Source organism: Micromonospora sp. NPDC051924, from assembly GCF_055586005.1.
The window spans coordinates 11,585-27,418 of the sequence record NZ_JBVJJA010000007.1 but is presented as its reverse complement, the minus strand read 5'-3'; the positions used below and the strand labels follow the sequence as shown (position 1 = coordinate 27,418).

At 73.9% G+C, this 15,834-nt stretch carries 16 protein-coding genes; 4 read left to right on the top strand and 12 right to left on the bottom strand.

The window, feature by feature from the left end; genetic code table 11:
- Position 1: 1 nt before the first annotated feature.
- Complete coding sequence (locus ACZ6S5_RS07470; protein WP_465998746.1) at positions 2-685, bottom strand: VOC family protein; 684 nt, start codon at positions 683-685, stop codon at positions 2-4.
- A gap of 109 nt (positions 686-794) precedes the next feature.
- The gene (locus ACZ6S5_RS07465) at positions 795-1,796 is read right to left on the bottom strand and encodes an extracellular catalytic domain type 1 short-chain-length polyhydroxyalkanoate depolymerase (RefSeq protein ID WP_465998744.1); all 1,002 of its coding nucleotides are present in this window, start codon (positions 1,794-1,796) and stop codon (positions 795-797) included.
- Positions 1,797-1,924: 128 nt separating this feature from the next.
- On the opposite strand from ACZ6S5_RS07465, the gene ACZ6S5_RS07460 reads away from it, so the two are divergent.
- From ACZ6S5_RS07460 to ACZ6S5_RS07450, 3 genes are read left to right on the top strand one after another with little or no spacing between them, the layout of a single operon-like run.
- Positions 1,925-2,578, top strand: a complete 654-nt coding sequence (locus ACZ6S5_RS07460; protein ID WP_465998742.1) for a TetR/AcrR family transcriptional regulator — start codon at positions 1,925-1,927, stop codon at positions 2,576-2,578.
- Between the two features lie 29 nt (positions 2,579-2,607).
- Positions 2,608-3,471: an alpha/beta fold hydrolase gene (locus ACZ6S5_RS07455; protein WP_465998740.1), complete on the top strand. Its 864-nt coding sequence runs from the start codon at positions 2,608-2,610 to the stop codon at positions 3,469-3,471.
- Between the two features lie 11 nt (positions 3,472-3,482).
- A complete protein-coding gene (locus ACZ6S5_RS07450) occupies positions 3,483-4,976 on the top strand; it encodes a long-chain-fatty-acid--CoA ligase (RefSeq protein ID WP_465998738.1) in 1,494 nt (497 codons plus the stop codon).
- A 25-nt stretch (positions 4,977-5,001) separates the two neighbouring features.
- Here the strand turns inward: ACZ6S5_RS07450 and ACZ6S5_RS07445 are convergent, their stop codons facing one another.
- A complete protein-coding gene (locus ACZ6S5_RS07445; protein WP_465998736.1) occupies positions 5,002-6,795 on the bottom strand; it encodes an ABC transporter ATP-binding protein in 1,794 nt (597 codons plus the stop codon).
- An 81-nt stretch (positions 6,796-6,876) separates the two neighbouring features.
- Between ACZ6S5_RS07445 and ACZ6S5_RS07440 the strand changes: the two genes are divergently transcribed.
- Positions 6,877-7,296, top strand: a complete 420-nt coding sequence (locus ACZ6S5_RS07440) for a MarR family winged helix-turn-helix transcriptional regulator (RefSeq protein ID WP_465998734.1) — start codon at positions 6,877-6,879, stop codon at positions 7,294-7,296.
- Between the two features lie 17 nt (positions 7,297-7,313).
- Here the strand turns inward: ACZ6S5_RS07440 and ACZ6S5_RS07435 are convergent, their stop codons facing one another.
- From ACZ6S5_RS07435 to ACZ6S5_RS07395, 9 genes are all read right to left on the bottom strand, one after another.
- Entirely contained in the window at positions 7,314-7,940 is a 627-nt protein-coding gene (locus tag ACZ6S5_RS07435) for a TetR/AcrR family transcriptional regulator (RefSeq protein ID WP_465998732.1), read from the bottom strand.
- Positions 7,941-8,052: 112 nt separating this feature from the next.
- Entirely contained in the window at positions 8,053-9,324 is a 1,272-nt protein-coding gene (locus tag ACZ6S5_RS07430; protein WP_465998730.1) for an ABC transporter substrate-binding protein, read from the bottom strand.
- Between the two features lie 52 nt (positions 9,325-9,376).
- The gene (locus tag ACZ6S5_RS07425; RefSeq protein ID WP_465998728.1) at positions 9,377-10,516 is read right to left on the bottom strand and encodes a branched-chain amino acid ABC transporter permease; all 1,140 of its coding nucleotides are present in this window, start codon (positions 10,514-10,516) and stop codon (positions 9,377-9,379) included.
- Positions 10,513-11,391, bottom strand: a complete 879-nt coding sequence (locus ACZ6S5_RS07420) for a branched-chain amino acid ABC transporter permease (RefSeq protein WP_465998726.1) — start codon at positions 11,389-11,391, stop codon at positions 10,513-10,515. The genes ACZ6S5_RS07425 and ACZ6S5_RS07420 overlap by 4 nt, the downstream gene beginning before the upstream one ends.
- Before the next feature lie 28 nt (positions 11,392-11,419).
- Positions 11,420-12,136 carry an ABC transporter ATP-binding protein gene (locus ACZ6S5_RS07415; protein WP_465998724.1) on the bottom strand — a complete coding sequence of 239 codons (717 nt, stop codon included), beginning with the start codon at positions 12,134-12,136 and terminating at the stop codon, positions 11,420-11,422.
- Entirely contained in the window at positions 12,133-12,954 is an 822-nt protein-coding gene (locus tag ACZ6S5_RS07410) for an ABC transporter ATP-binding protein (RefSeq protein ID WP_465998722.1), read from the bottom strand. Before ACZ6S5_RS07410 ends, ACZ6S5_RS07415 begins: the two co-directional genes overlap by 4 nt.
- A gap of 312 nt (positions 12,955-13,266) precedes the next feature.
- Entirely contained in the window at positions 13,267-14,103 is an 837-nt protein-coding gene (locus ACZ6S5_RS07405; protein ID WP_465998720.1) for an SMP-30/gluconolactonase/LRE family protein, read from the bottom strand.
- On the bottom strand, positions 14,100-15,320 hold the full coding sequence (locus ACZ6S5_RS07400; RefSeq protein WP_465998718.1) for an RNA polymerase sigma factor: 1,221 nt from the start codon (positions 15,318-15,320) through the stop codon (positions 14,100-14,102). The genes ACZ6S5_RS07405 and ACZ6S5_RS07400 overlap by 4 nt, the downstream gene beginning before the upstream one ends.
- On the bottom strand, positions 15,317-15,667 hold the full coding sequence (locus tag ACZ6S5_RS07395) for a YciI family protein (RefSeq protein WP_465998716.1): 351 nt from the start codon (positions 15,665-15,667) through the stop codon (positions 15,317-15,319). The genes ACZ6S5_RS07400 and ACZ6S5_RS07395 overlap by 4 nt, the downstream gene beginning before the upstream one ends.
- Positions 15,668-15,834 lie beyond the last annotated feature (167 nt).

The following is a 15,834-nucleotide window of genomic DNA, read 5'->3' as shown; positions in this document are numbered from 1 at the left end:
GTCAGGCCTGCGGCACCTGTTCCGGATGGGTCCGCCGCTTCCGCAGGAACGCGCCCAGCCCGGATCCGTCCTCGGTCGCCAGGAACGCCCCTCGGGCGTTGAGCAGCGTCTCGTCGGCGTGCGCCAGGCAGCCCCACACGGTGTCGCCCCAGGAGTCGGCGAGCCTCACCTCGGCCGGGTCCGGGCAGGCCTCGCCTCGCGGCCCGCCGATCTGGCAGCGGGCCGGGGCGCCGTCGGATCGCCGGACCGTCCTGGCCGCCTCGCGGATCAGCGAGAACCGGGCCTCCTTGGACTCCGGGTCGCGGCCCTGCTCGGGTACGGCCCGGCGTTGCCCGAAGACGACCACGTTGCCGTCCGGGTCGGTGGTGCGGCACTCGCCGCCGGGGGCGTGCTCGGGGTGCCCGGCCCGCTCGACGGGGTGCCCGGCTGCGCTCAGCCGTGCCATGGTGGCGGCGAGGTCGTCGACGTAGAGGTAGATGAGCAGGGGCAGCTCGACGGTGACCAGGCGGGGCTGCACCTCCGCCAGCAGCAGGGTCAGCTCTCCGCACTGGAGGTAGGACCAGCGGGACGTGCCGTCGCCGCCGGTGCGCACCTCGGCGTAGCCGAAGGTCGCGTAGAACCGGCGGGCGGCGTCGGTGTCCGACACGTACAGCACCGGCACCTGGGCCTGCACTCCGTCATGCACCGCGCCACTCTAACCACGATGGACGTGCAACTCACGTCTTGGAGATCGGGTGTTTTTCGGGTACAAGCCGCCGGCGCGGCCGGACCGGGGCCCGGCCGCGCCGACCCCGTCAGGCTCGCGGGTGGGCGAGGAAGAAGTCCCAGCTCAACCCGCTGGCGTCCGGGCCGGACGGGTCGCCGTAGAGGCTGCACGAGCAGCCGCCCGGGTAGACGTGTCCGGCGCCGTCGATCAGGTACTTCTCGATCAGCACGGTGCCGTCCGGGCCCCGGTTGACCGAGTGGGTGTAGGTGCGGCCGCCGGGAACCTGGCCGCGTTCGACCAGGCTCGGGGTGGCGGTGACGTCGCCGTCGTCGAGCCCGTCGAGGGCGAGGTCGTCGGTCTGCGCCCACTGCCCGACGATCCGGTCGGCGGTGGACGGGGCCACCACGAGGTCGGCGCTGCCCTGGAAGACCAGCACCGGTACCGGCCGGGCGCGGCTGCCCATCTCCCGCCAGGCGTCCAGCCCGGCCTGGTCGGGCGACCGGAGCTGGAGCACGTCGCACTCGTACTCGCAGCCGGCGACGCTGGCCGCGGCGGCGTACCGGTCGGGGTAGGTGACCGCCATGATGATCGACATGACGCCGCCCGCCGAGACGCCGGTGACGTACACCCGGGCGGGGTCGACGGTCCAGCGCGAGCGGACCAGGTCGGTGATGCCGGCGATGATCGACGGTTCGCCCAGGCCTCGGTGCTGGTTGATCGACAGCGGCCAGTTCCAGCACTGGGAGGGGTTGGCGAGGGTCGACTGGTCGGGAAAGACGACCAGGAAGCCGCGCTGCTCGGCCCGGGCGCTGAGCCCGGTGAGCAGGTCGAAGCCGACGTCGTTCTCGGTGCACCCGTGCAGTGCCACCAGCAGCGGCATCGGCGTGCCGGACCGGTAGGTGGAGGGCACGTAGCCGTGGTAGTCGCGGGTGCCGGCGAGGTTGGTGTAGGTGCCGTGGAACCAGGTGCCGGTGGCCGCCCGGGCGGGCGCGGCCGGGGCGCCGAGCAGGGCGAGCAGGACGCTGAGGGCGGTGGCGACGAGGCGGCGGGTCCGCCGGGGGCGGCGCCGCGCGGGGACGGGTTCGGGCATGACCGGTGCTCCTCTGGCGGTGGTGGTGGCTACCGATCGATCGGTTGGAAATAGTGGTGCTGGTCACTATCCGCGCGCCGGACTAGGGTGTCAACCAATCGTTTGATTGGCCGAGTCGAGGAGCGCCGGTGACGCAGACGTCGTGGGATCCCCGCCGGCTCACCGCCGTCGCGGTCGAGCTGCCCGAGGGGGTCACCCCGCCGGGCACCCGGGGGCGGATCCTGCACGCGGCGCTCAAGCTCTTCGCCGAGTACGGCTTCCACGGCGCCTCGATCCGCGACATCGCCCGCGAGGTCGGCGTCAACTCGGCCACCCTCTACGCCCACTACCCGGCAAAGGAGCACGTGCTGGCCGAGCTGATCCGGCTCGGCCACGAGGAGCTGCGCCGCCGCGTGGTCGAGGCGGCCGAGGCGGCCGGTGACGACCCGGCCCAGCAGCTCGCCGCGCTGGTCCGGGCCCAGGTCCTGGTGCACACCGACTACCCGCTGCTCGCCCTGGTCGCCAACCACGAGCTGCACGCCCTCTCCCCCGAGCGCGCCGCGCCCGCCCTGGCCCTGCGCGAGGAGGCGCGGCAACTCCTGCTGGCCGTGCTGGAGCGCGGGTCGGCCGCGGGCGCGTTCGACGTCGCCGACGTGCCGCTGACCGGCATCGCCGTCGGCAGCCTCGGCATGCGGGTGGCCAACTGGTTCGGCCCCGACCAGCCGTACACCCGTGAGCAGGTCGCCGACGCCTTCGTCGGTTTCGCCCTGCGCCTGGTCGGCAGTCCGCTCCCCCGCGGCTGACCGGCACCCCCTCAGGAAAGGTTGATCCCATGGAACAGGTGAAGGTCGAGGTGCCCGACGGCACCCTCACCGCCCTCCGCTTCGGCACCGGCCCGCGGATCGCGGTCGCCGCGCACGGCATCACCGCCTCCGGCATGGCGTACCGGGCCGTCGGCCGCCAGCTGCCGCCGGGCTGGAGCCTGATCGCGCTCGACCTGCGCGGGCGGGGCGGCAGCGCCGAACTGCCCGGCCCGTACGGGATGTCGCGGCACGCCGAGGACATCTGCGCGGCCGCCGCGCAGTTCGGCCAGGGCCGGCCGGTCGCGCTGGTCGGGCAGTCCATGGGGGCGTACGCGGCCCTGCGCGCCGCCGCCCGCCGGCCCGAGCTGTTCACCCGGCTGGTGCTGGTGGACGGCGGCCTGCCACTGCCGGTGCCGGCCGGGGCGGACCCGGACGCGGTGCTCGCGGCCACCCTCGGCCCGGCCCTCGCCCGGCTCAGCGAGACCTACCCCTCGGTGGACGCGTACGTCGACTTCTTCCGCGCCCACCCGGCCCTGGCCGCCGAGTGGAGCGACGACCTGACCGAGTACGTGCGGTACGACGCGACCGGGCCGGACGGCGCGATCCGCACCCGGGTCAACGCCGAGGCGGTCCGGGCAGACGGCCGCGACCTGCTGGTCGAGGCCGAGTCGTTCGGGGCAGACCTGCGCGCGCTGACCGTCCCGGCGGTGCTGCTGTACGCCCCGCGCGGGATGTTCGGCCAGGAGCCCGGGCTACTGCCCGAGCCGCTGGTGGCGCACTGGCGGGAGCAGGCGCCGCACCTGGCGACCGAACTGGTCGACGCCAACCACTACACGATCCTGATGACCGACGGCCCGGCCGCGGCCATCGTGCGGCAGCTGACCGCCGAGTGAAGGAGCCGGAGATGACCAACCTCGCCTCGATCCTGGTCACCACCGCGGCGCGTACCCCCGACGGGGCGGCGCTGCGGCTGGGCGACCGGACGGTCCGCTACGCCGAACTGGACGACGCCTCGGCCCGCCTCGCCGGCTACCTGCGGGCGTGCGGCGTGGCGCCCGGCGACCGGGTGGCGCTGATGCTGCCCAACGTGCCGGAGTTCGCCGTCGGCTACTACGGCATCCTGCGCGCGGGAGCGGTGGTGGTGCCGATGAACCCGCTGCTCAAGCCGCGCGAGGTCGACTACTACCTGGCGGACTCCGGGGCGCGCGGCATCCTCGCCTGGCACACCACCGAGCAGGCCGGGGTGGACCGGTCCGACGGCGTGAGCCTGGTGGTGGACTCCGCGACGTTCGCCGCGACGCTGGCCGCCCACGAGCCGGTCAGCGGGGTCGTCGAGCGGGACGGCACGGACACCGCGGTGATCCTCTACACCTCCGGCACCACGGGGCAGCCGAAGGGCGCCGAGCTGACCCACGACAACCTGCGCCGCAACGTCGAGGTCAGCAACGCCACCCTGTTCGGGCTGGGTGCCGACGACGTGGTGTTCGGCGCGCTGCCGCTGTTCCACTCGTTCGGCCAGACCGTCGCGCTGAACTGCGCGGTCGCCGCCGGCGCGACGCTCACCCTGCTGCCCCGCTTCGACGCCGCCCAGGCGCTGGAGATCCTGGTCCGCGACCGGGCCACCCTCTTCGCCGGCGTGCCGACCATGTACGCGGCGCTGCTCGCCGCGGCCGGCGACGACCAGCCCGACCTGTCCGCCCTGCGTACCTGCGTCTCCGGCGGAGCGGCGCTGCCGGTGGAGTTGCTGCGCCGCTTCGAGGAGAAGTTCGGCTGCGTGATCCTGGAGGGCTACGGCCTCTCCGAGACCTCGCCGGTCGCCTCGTTCAACCACCCGGACCGGCCGCGCAAGCCGGGCACCATCGGCACCCCGATCGACGGGGTGGAGATGGACGTACGCACCGCCGACGGCGACCCGGCCGCGACCGACGAGGTCGGGGAGATCGTCATCCGCGGGCACAACGTCATGAAGGGCTACTGGCGGCGGCCGGAGGCGACCGCCGAGGCGATCGTCGACGGCTGGTTCCGCACCGGCGACCTGGGCGCCCGGGACGCCGACGGCTACTACCGGATTGTCGACCGGACCAAGGACCTGGTGATCCGGGGCGGCTTCAACGTCTACCCGCGTGAGGTCGAGGAGGTGCTCTACGAGCACCCGGCCGTCGCCGAGGCGGCGGTGCTGGGCATGCCGCACCCGACGCTCGGCGAGGAGGTGGTGGCCGTGGTGGCGCTGCGTCCCGGGGCCGACGCCGACCCGGCGGAGCTGCGGGAGCACGTGAAGGGGCAGCTCGCGGCGTACAAGTACCCGCGTCAGGTGTGGATCGTGCCGGCCCTGCCGAAGGGGCCCACCGGCAAGATCCTCAAGCGGTCCATCACCGTCCCGCCGCCCGCCGCCGGCTGACCCTGCCCCGGCCGGTACGCGCCGCTCAGGCGGCGAGCGCCGCGTACCGGCCGGCGCGGTCGAGCAGGCTCTCGTGGGTGCCGGACTCGACGATCCGACCGTGGTCCAGGACGGCGATCTGGTCGGCGTCGCGGACGGTGGAGAGCCGATGCGCGATGGTCACCACGGTCCGGCCCCGGGCCAGCTCGTCGAAGGCGCGCTGCACCGCGCGTTCGGTCTCGGTGTCCAGCGCGCTGGTCGCCTCGTCCAGCACCAGGATCCGCGGGTCGCGCAGCAGGGTGCGGGCGATCGCGAGGCGCTGCTTCTCCCCGCCGGAGAACCGGTGGCCGCGGGAGCCGACCATCGTGTCGTACCCGGCGGGCAGCGCGGCGATCAGGTGGTGGATCTGCGCGGCGCGCGCGGCGGCCTCGATCTCGGCGTCGGTGGCGTCCGGCTTCGCATACCGGAGGTTCTCCCGCACGGTGGCGTGCAGCAGGTAGGTCTCCTGGCCGACCACGCCGACGACGGCGGTCAGGTCGGCGAGGCGCAGGTCGCGCAGGTCGACCCCGTCGATGGTGATCCGGCCGGCGTCCGGGTCGTGCAGCCGGCTGATCAGGGCCGCGAGGGTGCTCTTGCCGGAACCGGTCTCGCCGACCAGGGCCAGGCTGGTGCCGGCCGGGACGTCCAGGTTGATCCCGGCCACCGCGGCGGTGTCGCTGCCCGGGTAGCTGAAGGTGACGTCCTCGAAGCGCAGGTGGCCGTGGACCCGCGCGGGTTCGAGGGGCACCGGCCGGGCCGGGTCGGCCACCTCGACGGGCAGGTCGAGGTATTCGAAGATCCGGGCGAACAGGGCCAGCGAGGCGGTCAGCGAGACGCCCACGTTGAGCAGGCCCATGAGCGGCCGGAACAGGCTGCCCTGCAGGGCGGTGAAGGCGACCAGGGTGCCGATGGTCAGCGTGCCGGCGGTGCCGGGCAGGCCGGCCCCGAGGTAGATGACGGCGGGGATGGCCGCGAAGATTACCGTCATCGAGGCCATCCGCCAGCGGCCGGCCAGCTCGGAGCGGAGCTCCAGGTCGACCAGGCGGGCCGAGGAGGCGGTGAACCGGTCGACCAGCGCGGCCCCGGCGCCCAGGGTCTTGGCGAGCTGCACGCCGCTGATCGACAGGCCCTCCTCGATGGTGACGTTGAGGTCGGCCAGTTCCCGCTGGCGCTGGTTGGTGATCTCCCGGCGCAGCCGGGCGACCCGGCGGGTCAGCCAGATGGCCGGCGGCAGCACGACCACCGACACGAGGGAGAGCCGCCAGCTCAGGGCCACCATGGCGATCGCGGTGGCGACCACGGTGGTGAGGTTGGCGGCGATCGAGGTGGCGGTGGAGGTGACCACGGTCTGCATGCCGCCGATGTCGTTGGTGATCCGCGACTGCACCTCGCCGGTGCGGGTGCGCACGAAGAAGCCGATCGACTGCCGCTGCAGGTGGGTGAAGACGTCGGTGCGCAGCCGGTGCATGACCTCCTGGCCGACCCGGGTGGAGATCCAGGTCTGGACCACGCCGAGCACGGCGGTGACCGCGGCCACCGCCACCATGCCCGCGACCAGCCAGGCCAGCAGGGTCAGGTCGCGCTCCGGCAGGGCCCGGTCGATCACGGTACGGAGCAGGAACGGCGACGCCATCGCGAGCACCGACGACGCCACGATGATCGCCACCACCACGGCGAGCGGGCTGCGGTGGGCGGCGAAGAGGCCGCCGACCCGGCGCAGCGGGACCCGGCGGGCCTGCGCTTTCTCGGCGGGGGTGACAGTGCGCTGGCCGCCGCCGCGGCCGTCTCGGAATCCGTCCAAGGGAGCCCTCTTTCGTCGGGGGATATTGCTGAGGTTACCTCATCATGAGGTAGCAACAGCACATGCTGCTACCGTATTCCGGTGAGCGACAGCGACGAGGAGAGCCTCGCCGAGACCTTCTGGGCGGTGGCCCGGCGGCTGCGCCACCAGGCCAAGCGCACCCTCGAACCGTGGGAGATCAACCCGGGGCACGCCCGGGCGCTCGCGGTGCTGCTGCGGCACGGCCCGCTGCGGCTCAGCGCGCTGGCCGACCACCTGCACATCGCACCCCGGTCGGCCACCGAGGTGGTCGACGGCCTGGAGGAGCGGGGGCTGGTCGAGCGACGGCCCGATCCCGCCGACCGGCGGGCCACCCTCGTCGCGCCGACGGGCGAGGGCAGCCGGGTCGGCGAGGCCATCCGCGCCGCCCGGGCCGCCGAGGCGGACCGCTTCTTCGGTGACCTCGACCCGGCGGACCGGGCCGAGCTGGCCCGGATCCTGCGCCGCCTGCGCGACGACTGACCGGCGACGGCCGCGGCCTACCGCAGGCCGGCGGCGATGGCGTCGACGAGCAGCGCGCCGAGGGTGCGCGCCAGGGTGGCCCGGGCGGCCTCGACGTCGAGCCCCATTGCGTCGCGCATCATCGCCCAGGCCGCCCAGGTGCTGGTCACCGTCAGGGCGTCCAGCAGTTGGTCGCGCCCCTCCCCCGCGTGGGCCAGCTCCTGGTCGAACACCTGCTCGATCTCCCGCCGGACCCGGAGGATCGCCGCCTCGCGATTGCGCCGCAGCTGCGGGGAGAAGGGCTCCCGCAGCGCCGAGGCGCGGGCCGAGGGCGCCAGCACCTCCAGCATCCGGGCGCGCTGGTCGCAGAACTCCGCGATCCGCCGGGTGAGCGGCAACTCGGGTGGGATCGGCCGCCAGAGCGCGTCCAGTCGCTCGCCGATCCGCTGCCCGGTCGCGGCGAACAGGGTCTCCATGTCCTTGAAGTTGGTCCACAGGGTACGCAGGGACACCCCGGCTCGTTCGGCGATCCGCTCGCCGGTGGGCCGGAGGTCACCCTCGTCGATCAGCGCCAGGTGCGCCTCGACGATGGCGACCCGGGTGCGCTCGGCCCGCGCCGCCCGGCCGTCCACCCGCGCCGGCGCCTCGGTGTCCACCTCGATCACGGAACGGCCCCCTGTGCGTCGGTCCCGAGACATGAACTCTACGTACGCGAGACGGGTGACCACGCGCCCGGGCGGCCGCCAGCGGGGTGACGGCCGCCCGGCGGATCCGTGGTCAGGTCGCCGGGATCGCGTCCGCCGGCGGGGTCGTCGGCGGCTCGGTGAACTCGGTGACCGCGCCGTCACCGTCGTCGGTGGTGTAGGTCGGGCCGAAGTACGTCTGCGCGCCGTTCTCGACCTTGCTCAGCCGCGCCCCGCTGTAGCCGGCGTGCACGTCGCTGCCGTACCGGAACGGGGTCAGGCCGGGCCCGCGAAAGCCGCCCTTCTCCACCGCGTCAACCAGCTTCTCCCGAGTCAGGTCCTTGCCGGCCGCGAGCAGCGCCTGCACGAAGGTGTACGCCATCGAGTAGCCGTAGACCGCGTTGCCGTCGAGCGGGTTGGCCGAGTTGTACCGCTGGTGGATCTTGGTGAACTCCTGGATCCACGGGTTGGCCGTGTCACCTGCCATCGGCAGGTAGTTGTCGGCGATCATGCCCTCGAGAATCACCTTCTTGTCCCCGAGCTGGTTGCTCAGCGTGGTGTAGTCAGCGCCCACGTTGGACACCACCCACTGCGCCCGGAACCCCTGCCCGGCCGCCTGCCCCATGGCGAGTGCGGTGAAGCCGGGAATGCTCGCCGAGATCACCACCTGGCACCCGGCCGCCTTGAGTGCCCCGATCGCCGGCCCGACCTGCGTGTTGGTGGTGGTGTACGTCTGCTTCGCGGCCACCGGCCCGAGGATCTTCTCCACCCCGGCCAGTGAGTCCCGGCCGAAGTCGTCGTTCTGCCCGAAGTGGCAGACCTTGCGGTCGGGGAACTGCTGCTTCACGAAGGTGGCGAGGATCTTGCCCTCGACCGTGTAGTCGGGCTGCCAGCCGAAGGTGGTCGGGTACTTGTCCGGCTGGTTCCAGTTGCGGCTGCCGGACGAGACGAACAGATCCGGCACCTTCTGCGCCTTGACGAACTCCAGCACGTTGGTGTGGGTCGGGGTGCCCAGCCCGCCGAGGAGGGCGAAGACCTTGTCGTCGAGCACCAGCTTGCGGACCACGTTCTCGGTGTTGGCGGGGTTGTAGCCGTCGTCCATCACCTTGTAGACGATCTTCCGGCCGTTCACCCCGCCCTTGCTGTTGACGTGCTCGAAGTACGCCTTCGTGGCGGCGGAGATCTTCGAGTAGCCGGGCGCGGCGGGGCCGGTGAGCGGCTGGTGGGTGCCGATGACGACCTCGGCGTCACTGACGCCGGGGACGTTCTCGGCCGCCTGCTGCTCGTCGTTGGCGCAGGCCGCGGCGCCGATCAGCAGCGTGAGGCCGGCGGCGGCCGCGAGCACGCGGCGGGCGGTGGGATGCATGATTCTCCAATCCGGTACGGCGGGGCGAACGGGCGGGTGGAACCGGGGTGGGTCAACGGCTCGGCGCCCGCCGGCGGGGCCGGAGCCGGCCGGCGAGGGCACGGACGGCGCCCTGGAGGCCGCCCGGGGCGACGAGCATGACGACGATGAGGATCAGGCCGAACACGGCCAGGGCGAGGTTGCCCTCCAGCCGTTGGGCCAGGCCCGGCGGCAGGGTGAAGGTCTCGGTGAGCAGGCTGGGCAGGTCCTGGAGCGCCACCAGCAGGACCGCCCCCCAGACCGCGCCGGCGAGGCTGCCCAGGCCGCCGATCACGATCGCCATCAGCAGGAACAGCGACAGCTCCAGGGCGAACTTGCCCGGGGCCACGGTGGCGGTGAGCACCGCGTACACGCCACCGCCCAGGCCGGCGCAGCCGGCGCTGACCACGAACGCGAGCACCTGGGTGCGGGCCACGTGGATGCCGGCGAGCCGGGCGGCCACCTCGTCGTCCCGGACCGCGCGCAGCGACCGGCCGAACCGGCTGCGCACCAGGTTGGCCATCAGCAGCACCGTCACCAGCGCGGCGAGCAGCGCGATCCAGGCCAGCCACCGTTCCGGCTGGAAGTACGCGCCGAGGAACGCCGGTGGTGTCTCAGCGGGGAAACGCAACCCCTGCTCGCCGTTGAACACCCCGGTGAAGATCGTGGTGAGCGCCGGCACCAGCGTCGCCACGGCGAGGGTCACGCCGGCCAGGTACGGCCCGCGCAGCCGGGCCGCGGCCAGCCCGATCACCAGCCCGCCCAGCGCGGTCACCGCGACGGCGGTCAGCAGCGACAACGGCAGGACCCAGCGGCCGGGTCCGGCCGGCCCGTCGAAACCCCGCTGCACCAGGGCCACCGTGTACGCGCCGGTCGCCATCAGCGCCCCGTGCCCGAGGGAGAGCTGGCCGTTGAGCCCGACCAGCACGGTGTAGCCGGCGGTGACACAGAGGAACGCGCAGACCCGGGCCACCTGCAGGTTCTGGTACGGCGGCAGCTGGTTGGTGACCAGCACGACCAGGGTGCCGGCGAGCACCGCGCGGACCAGGTGACGCAGCAGGATGGAGCCACCCGTCCCGGCGGCGCCGGGCGGTCCGGGCAGCAGCCGGCGCAGCGCCGCGGCACCGGCGGGCCGGCCGTCCACGGCGGAGGTGTCGGAGCGGGTGGCGGTCATACATGCCTCGCCTTCACGCTGGAGAAGAGTCCGCCGGGCCGGACCAGCAGGACCGCCAGCAGCAGGACGAGGATGGCCAGCGGCGTGGTGTCCGGGCCGAGATAGCCGGTGACGTACGACAGGATCAGGCCGACCAGCAAACCGCCGACCACCGCCCCGACCGGGCTGTCCAGGCCGCCGACCACGGCGGCGGTGAACGCGACGACGAAGACCAGGTCCATCGCGTGCGGGTGCAGCCCCAGCCCGGTCGGGACGACCAGCATGCCGGCGAGGGCACCGACCGCGGCGGCCAGCGCCCAGCCCAGCGTGAGCATCCGGCCGACGTCGACGCCGAGCAGCCGGGACACCTCGGGCGCGAACGCGGACGCCCGCATCCGCAGGCCGATCGGCGTGCGGGTGAACAGCAGCGCCAGCAGCACCACCACCGCCAGCACCGCGCCGAGCACCCACAGGTCGTACGGGGCGAGCGTCGCGATCCCCCCGACGGTGAGCGCGTCGGTGTCGAAGGGCGCGGCCGCCGGCCGGTAGTTGTTGCCGAAGACCATGCCGAGCACCGCCTGGATGAGCAGCACCAGGCCGAGCGCGACGATCACCTCGTTGAGCGGGTTGGCGTGCCCCACGAAACGCATCAGCACCCGTTCCACCAGCGCGCCGAGGGCCAGGCCGGCCAGGACGGCGGCGCCCAGGCCCAGCCAGTACGACCCGGTGGCGGCGGCCACCGCGTAGCCGACGTAGGCGGTGGCCACGGCCATCGCCCCCTGGGCGAAGTTGACCAGCCGGGCGGCCCGCCAGATGAGCACCAGGGCGAGGGCGAACGCCGCGTAGACGGCCCCGGTGGACAGTCCGTCGAAGGTGAGGAAAATGAACCGGTCCAACCGCGGATCCTTCCTGCGAGGCGGGCCGTCAGAACCCGAGGTAGGCGTGCCGGAGCTGGTCGTCGTCGCGCAGCTGGGCCGCCGGGGTGGCGGTGACCACCCGGCCCAGTGACATCACCACCCCCTGGTCGGCGACCGACAGGGCGCTGCGGACGTTCTGCTCGACGAGCAGCACGGTCAGCCCGCTGCCGTCGCTGAGCTGCCGCAGCAGCGCCATGATCTGCGCGGCGACCTTGGGGGCGAGGCCGAGCGACGGCTCGTCGAGCAGCAGCAGCCGGGGCCGGGCGATCAGCGCCCGGCCGAGGGCGAGCATCTGCCGCTCCCCGCCGGAGAGCTGGTGCCCGGCGTGCCGCCGCCGCCGCGCCAAGGCCGGGAGGAGCTGGTAGACCTCGTCCTGGGCCCGTCGGGCGTCGGCCCGGTCGCGCCGCCAGAGCCCGCCGAGGCGCAGGTTCTCCTCCACGGTCAACTCGGCCACCACGCCCCGTCCCTCGGGTACGTGGGCCAGACCGCGCCGGACCCGGCGTTCGACGCGCACGTCGCGCAGGTCGGCGCCGTCGAAGCGGATCCGGCCGCCGGTGGGCCGGAGCAGGCCGGACAGGGTACGCAGCAGGGTGGTCTTCCCGGCGCCGTTGGCGCCCAGCACGGCGGCGATGGTGCCGGCGGGCACCTGGAAGGTCACGTCCCGCAGCACCGGCACCGGGCCGTAGCCGGCGCTGACCGCGTCCACCTCCAGAATGGCGCTCACGACCCGGCCCCCGCCGGCTCGGCCGGCACGTCGGCGCCGAGGTACGCCTCGGTCACCAGCGGGTCGTCGCGCACCTGTTCCGGGGCGCCGGCGGCGATGACCCGGCCGAAGTCGAGCACCACGATCTCGTGGCAGACGGACATGACCAGGTCCATGTGGTGCTCGACGAGCAGCACCGAGCAGGCGCCGCCGGCCCGCTCGGGCAGCGTCCTGACCAGCTCGCCCAGCTCGGCGACGTCGTCGGCGCCCAGCCCGCCGGCCGGCTCGTCGAGAAGGAGCAGGCGGGGCCGGGCGATCAGGGCGCGGGCCAGGGCGACCCGCTTGCGCACCGCGTACGGGAGGGTGGCCGGGGCCGCGGTGGCGTGCTGCCCCACGCCCAGCTCGGCGAGGAGGTCGAGGGCCTGCCCGCGGAGCCGCCGCTCGTCGCGGTCACTGCGGGGCAGGCCGAACAGGGCTGCGGCGAAGCCCGCCCGAGCGGTGTGGGTCGCGCCGGCCATCACGTTCTCCAGCACGGTGAGGCCGGGGAAGAGGCCGACCCCCTGCAGCGTACGCGTGATGCCGAGGCGGGTCAGCCGGTGCGGGCGCGGCCGGAACGGCTGGCCGTCCACAGTGAGCGAGCCGCCCGTCGTGGCGACGAAGCCGCAGACCACGTTGAACAGGGTGGTCTTGCCGGAGCCGTTGGGGCCGATCACGCCGAGGATCCGGCCGGGCGGGACCCGCAGCGAGACGTCGTCGAGGGCGACCAGCCCGCCGAACCGCACCCCGACGTGGTGCAGCGCCAGGTCGATGCCCTCTGCGGGAGTCGGTGGTGGGCTCATCTTCACCTCGGAAAAGACGCGGCGTCGGGGGTGCGCGGTGCGGCTCGGGCGAAGCATGGGGCGGTTATTACACCGGGAGTGTACTTTTCCAGCAGAGTTCGTCAATGCCTTCGTTACGGCCCTGTAACACCGCAGGTCCAGGGAGGACTTCTCACCTCGAGCCGGCGGGGGTCACCGCCTCCGCGACGGCGGCTGTTGCACTCGCTGTGCAGGGTGTTCGGCGGGCGACCGGAGCCTCGGCGCTACCTGGCCTGGGCACCGCGCAGGTCGTCCTCGATCCGCGGCCACCGTCAACCGCACCGGACCGCCGGATCAGCCGGCGGCGGGGGCGGGGGCGGGCACGGTCAGCACCCGGCCGGTGCGCGGCCCGCCGGACAGCGCCGCCGCGCTCCACTCCGTCGCGACCAGGAACAGGGTGCGGCCGTCCGGGCCCCCCAGAGCGCAGGCGAAGCAACCGCGGTCCAGGTCGATCCGGTCGAGCAGCCGGCCGCCCTCGGCGACCCGGACCGCGCACCGGTTCGGCACGTCGCCGTACCAGACGGCACCGTCGGCGTCGAGGCAGATGCCGTCCGGCGCGGAGTCCGGCACGGCCGCCCAGACCCGCCGCCCGGCGAGCGAGCCGTCGGCGGTGACGTCGTACGCGCTGAGCCGGGAGGCGTACGACTCGGCGACGATCAGCGTGCGCCCGTCGGGGGTGAGCGCCATCCCGTTGGGGAACGCGAGGTCGTCGGCGACCGTCCGGGCCGCCCCGTCCGGCGTGACCAGGGCGATCGCGCCGGGCGCGTACTCCCCGCCGGGGAAGTCGAACCCGATCGTGTTCACGTACGCGTTGCCCCGGGCGTCCGTGACGACCTCGTTCCATGGCTGCGGGACCAGCGCGGCCAGGTCGGCGTACGGGTGCAGGGTGTCGTCGGGCTCCCGGCGCAGTAACCGGCCGGCGCGCCCGGCGACCACCAGGAGCCGCCCGTCGGGCAGCCAGTCGAGGCTGATCGGCAGCCCGTCGACCCGGGCCGCCACCTCGCTCCGGCCGGCGTGGTCGACGGTCAGCACCTCCCCCGCGCCCCAGTCAGCGAGCCAGAGCCGCCCGTCGTGCCAGCGGGGCGACTCCCCGAACGCCAGTCCCTCCAACAGGAGGCGTGGTCCGCTCATCCGGCACTCTCCAGCAGGTCCCGGGCGCGGGACAGGAACGCCCGCTCGGCCGCGTTGTCGGTGTGGTCGATCGCCGCCTGGTACGCGCGGGCGGCCTCGGCGGCCCGGCCCAGCCGGCGCAGCAGGTCCGCGCGGACCGCGTAAAAGACGTGGTAGCCGCCCAGGTCGAGCCGGTCGACCTCGGCCAGCGCGGCGGCGGGCCCCTGCACCTCGGCCAACGCGACCGCCCGGTTCAACGCCACCACCGGCCCGGGGGCGCACGCGGTGAGCTGGTCGTACAGGGCGAGCACCTGGACCCAGTCGGTGTCGGCGGCGGTCGCCGCGTCGCTGTGCACCGCGTTGATCGCGGCCTGGATCTGGTACGGGCCGGGCCGGTCGCGCCGCAGGCAGCGGCGCACCAGCGCCTGGCCCTCGGCGACCAGCGCGCGGTCCCAGCGGTCGCGGTCCTGGTCGGCGAGCGACACCAGGGTGCCGTCGGGCGCGACCCGCGCCGGTCGGCGCGCCTCGGTGAGCAGCATCAGCGCGAGCAGGCCGAGCACCTCCGGCTCGTCCGGCATCAGCTCCGCGAGCAGCCGGCCCAGCCGGATGGCCTCGGCGCACAGCTCGTCGCGGACCAGCCGCTCCCCGGAGCTGGCGGTGTGCCCCTCGGTGAAGATCAGGTAGAGCACGGCGAGCACGGCCCGGAGCCGGTCGGGCAGATCGGCGTCGCGCGGCACCCGGTACGGGATCCGGGCGTCGCGGATCTTGGCCTTGGCCCGGACCAGGCGCTGCGCCATGGTCGGCTCGGGCACCAGGAAGGCCCGGGCGATCTCGGCGGTGCTCAGGCCGCCGAGCAGCCGCAGGGTCAGCGCCACCCGGGCGGCGGTGCCGAGCGCCGGGTGGCAGCAGGTGAAGATCAGGCGGAGCCGGTCGTCGCGCACGGGACCCTCCTCGGCCGCCGGGTCGGGGGCGTACAGGAGGGCGGCCTGCGCGTGCCGGTCGGCCCGGGAGGCCTCCCGGCGCAGCCGGTCGATCGCCCGGTTCCGGGCGGTGGTGATGATCCAGCCGGCGGGGCTGGGCGGCGGACCGGCGGCGGCCCACCGGTGCACGGCCGTGGCGAACGCCTCCTGGACCGCCTCCTCGGCGAGGTCGATGTCGCCGAGGACGCGGACCAGAACGGCGACCGCCCGGCCGTACTCCGCCCGGAAGACCCGTTCGACGTCGGTGGGTTCCGTCATGCCTCGCCCTGGAACGGGCGCACCTCGATCGGCAGGGTGGTGGCCAGGGCGTACCGGCGGCCCCATTCCAGGGCGGCGTCGAGGTCGGGTGCGGTGATGATGGTGAAGCCGCCCAGGTACTCCTTCCCCTCCACGTACGGCCCGTCGGTGACCAGAACCTCGTCACCCTTCGGGCGCAGCACGGTCGCGGTCTCCGGCGCGTGCAGCCCGTTGCCGAAGACCCAGTTGCCGGACTCCTTCAGCTCGCGGCCGATGGCGTCGACCTCCCGCATCACCCCGGCCAGGAACTCCGGGTCCGGCATTCCCGCGCCGGCCGGCTGGTACATGCTGATCAGATACTGCTTCACGCGGTCCTCCTCGTCCGGCGGGCCGGCCTCGTGCCGCCCCCTCCACCCTCCACACGAACGGGCAGGGCCGGTATCGACACGCCGGCCGGAGCACATCGCGCCAGTCTCCATTCAAAGAAAATCTTCCATACATCTATTGCAAGATTTCTCCGTAGTGTGACGTAATA

What these genes read in the sequence shown, in the direction of transcription:
- ACZ6S5_RS07410 (WP_465998722.1), bottom strand. Translation starts at nt 12,954, where the DNA reads ATGAGCCCACCACCGACTCCCGCAGAGGGCATCGACCTGGCGCTGCAC.
- ACZ6S5_RS07400 (WP_465998718.1), bottom strand. Translation starts at nt 15,320, where the DNA reads ATGACGGAACCCACCGACGTCGAACGGGTCTTCCGGGCGGAGTACGGC.
- ACZ6S5_RS07455 (WP_465998740.1), top strand. Translation starts at nt 2,608, where the DNA reads ATGGAACAGGTGAAGGTCGAGGTGCCCGACGGCACCCTCACCGCCCTC.
- ACZ6S5_RS07430 (WP_465998730.1), bottom strand. Translation starts at nt 9,324, where the DNA reads ATGCATCCCACCGCCCGCCGCGTGCTCGCGGCCGCCGCCGGCCTCACG.
- ACZ6S5_RS07405 (WP_465998720.1), bottom strand. Translation starts at nt 14,103, where the DNA reads ATGAGCGGACCACGCCTCCTGTTGGAGGGACTGGCGTTCGGGGAGTCG.
- ACZ6S5_RS07465 (WP_465998744.1), bottom strand. Translation starts at nt 1,796, where the DNA reads ATGCCCGAACCCGTCCCCGCGCGGCGCCGCCCCCGGCGGACCCGCCGC.
- ACZ6S5_RS07425 (WP_465998728.1), bottom strand. Translation starts at nt 10,516, where the DNA reads ATGACCGCCACCCGCTCCGACACCTCCGCCGTGGACGGCCGGCCCGCC.
- ACZ6S5_RS07450 (WP_465998738.1), top strand. Translation starts at nt 3,483, where the DNA reads ATGACCAACCTCGCCTCGATCCTGGTCACCACCGCGGCGCGTACCCCC.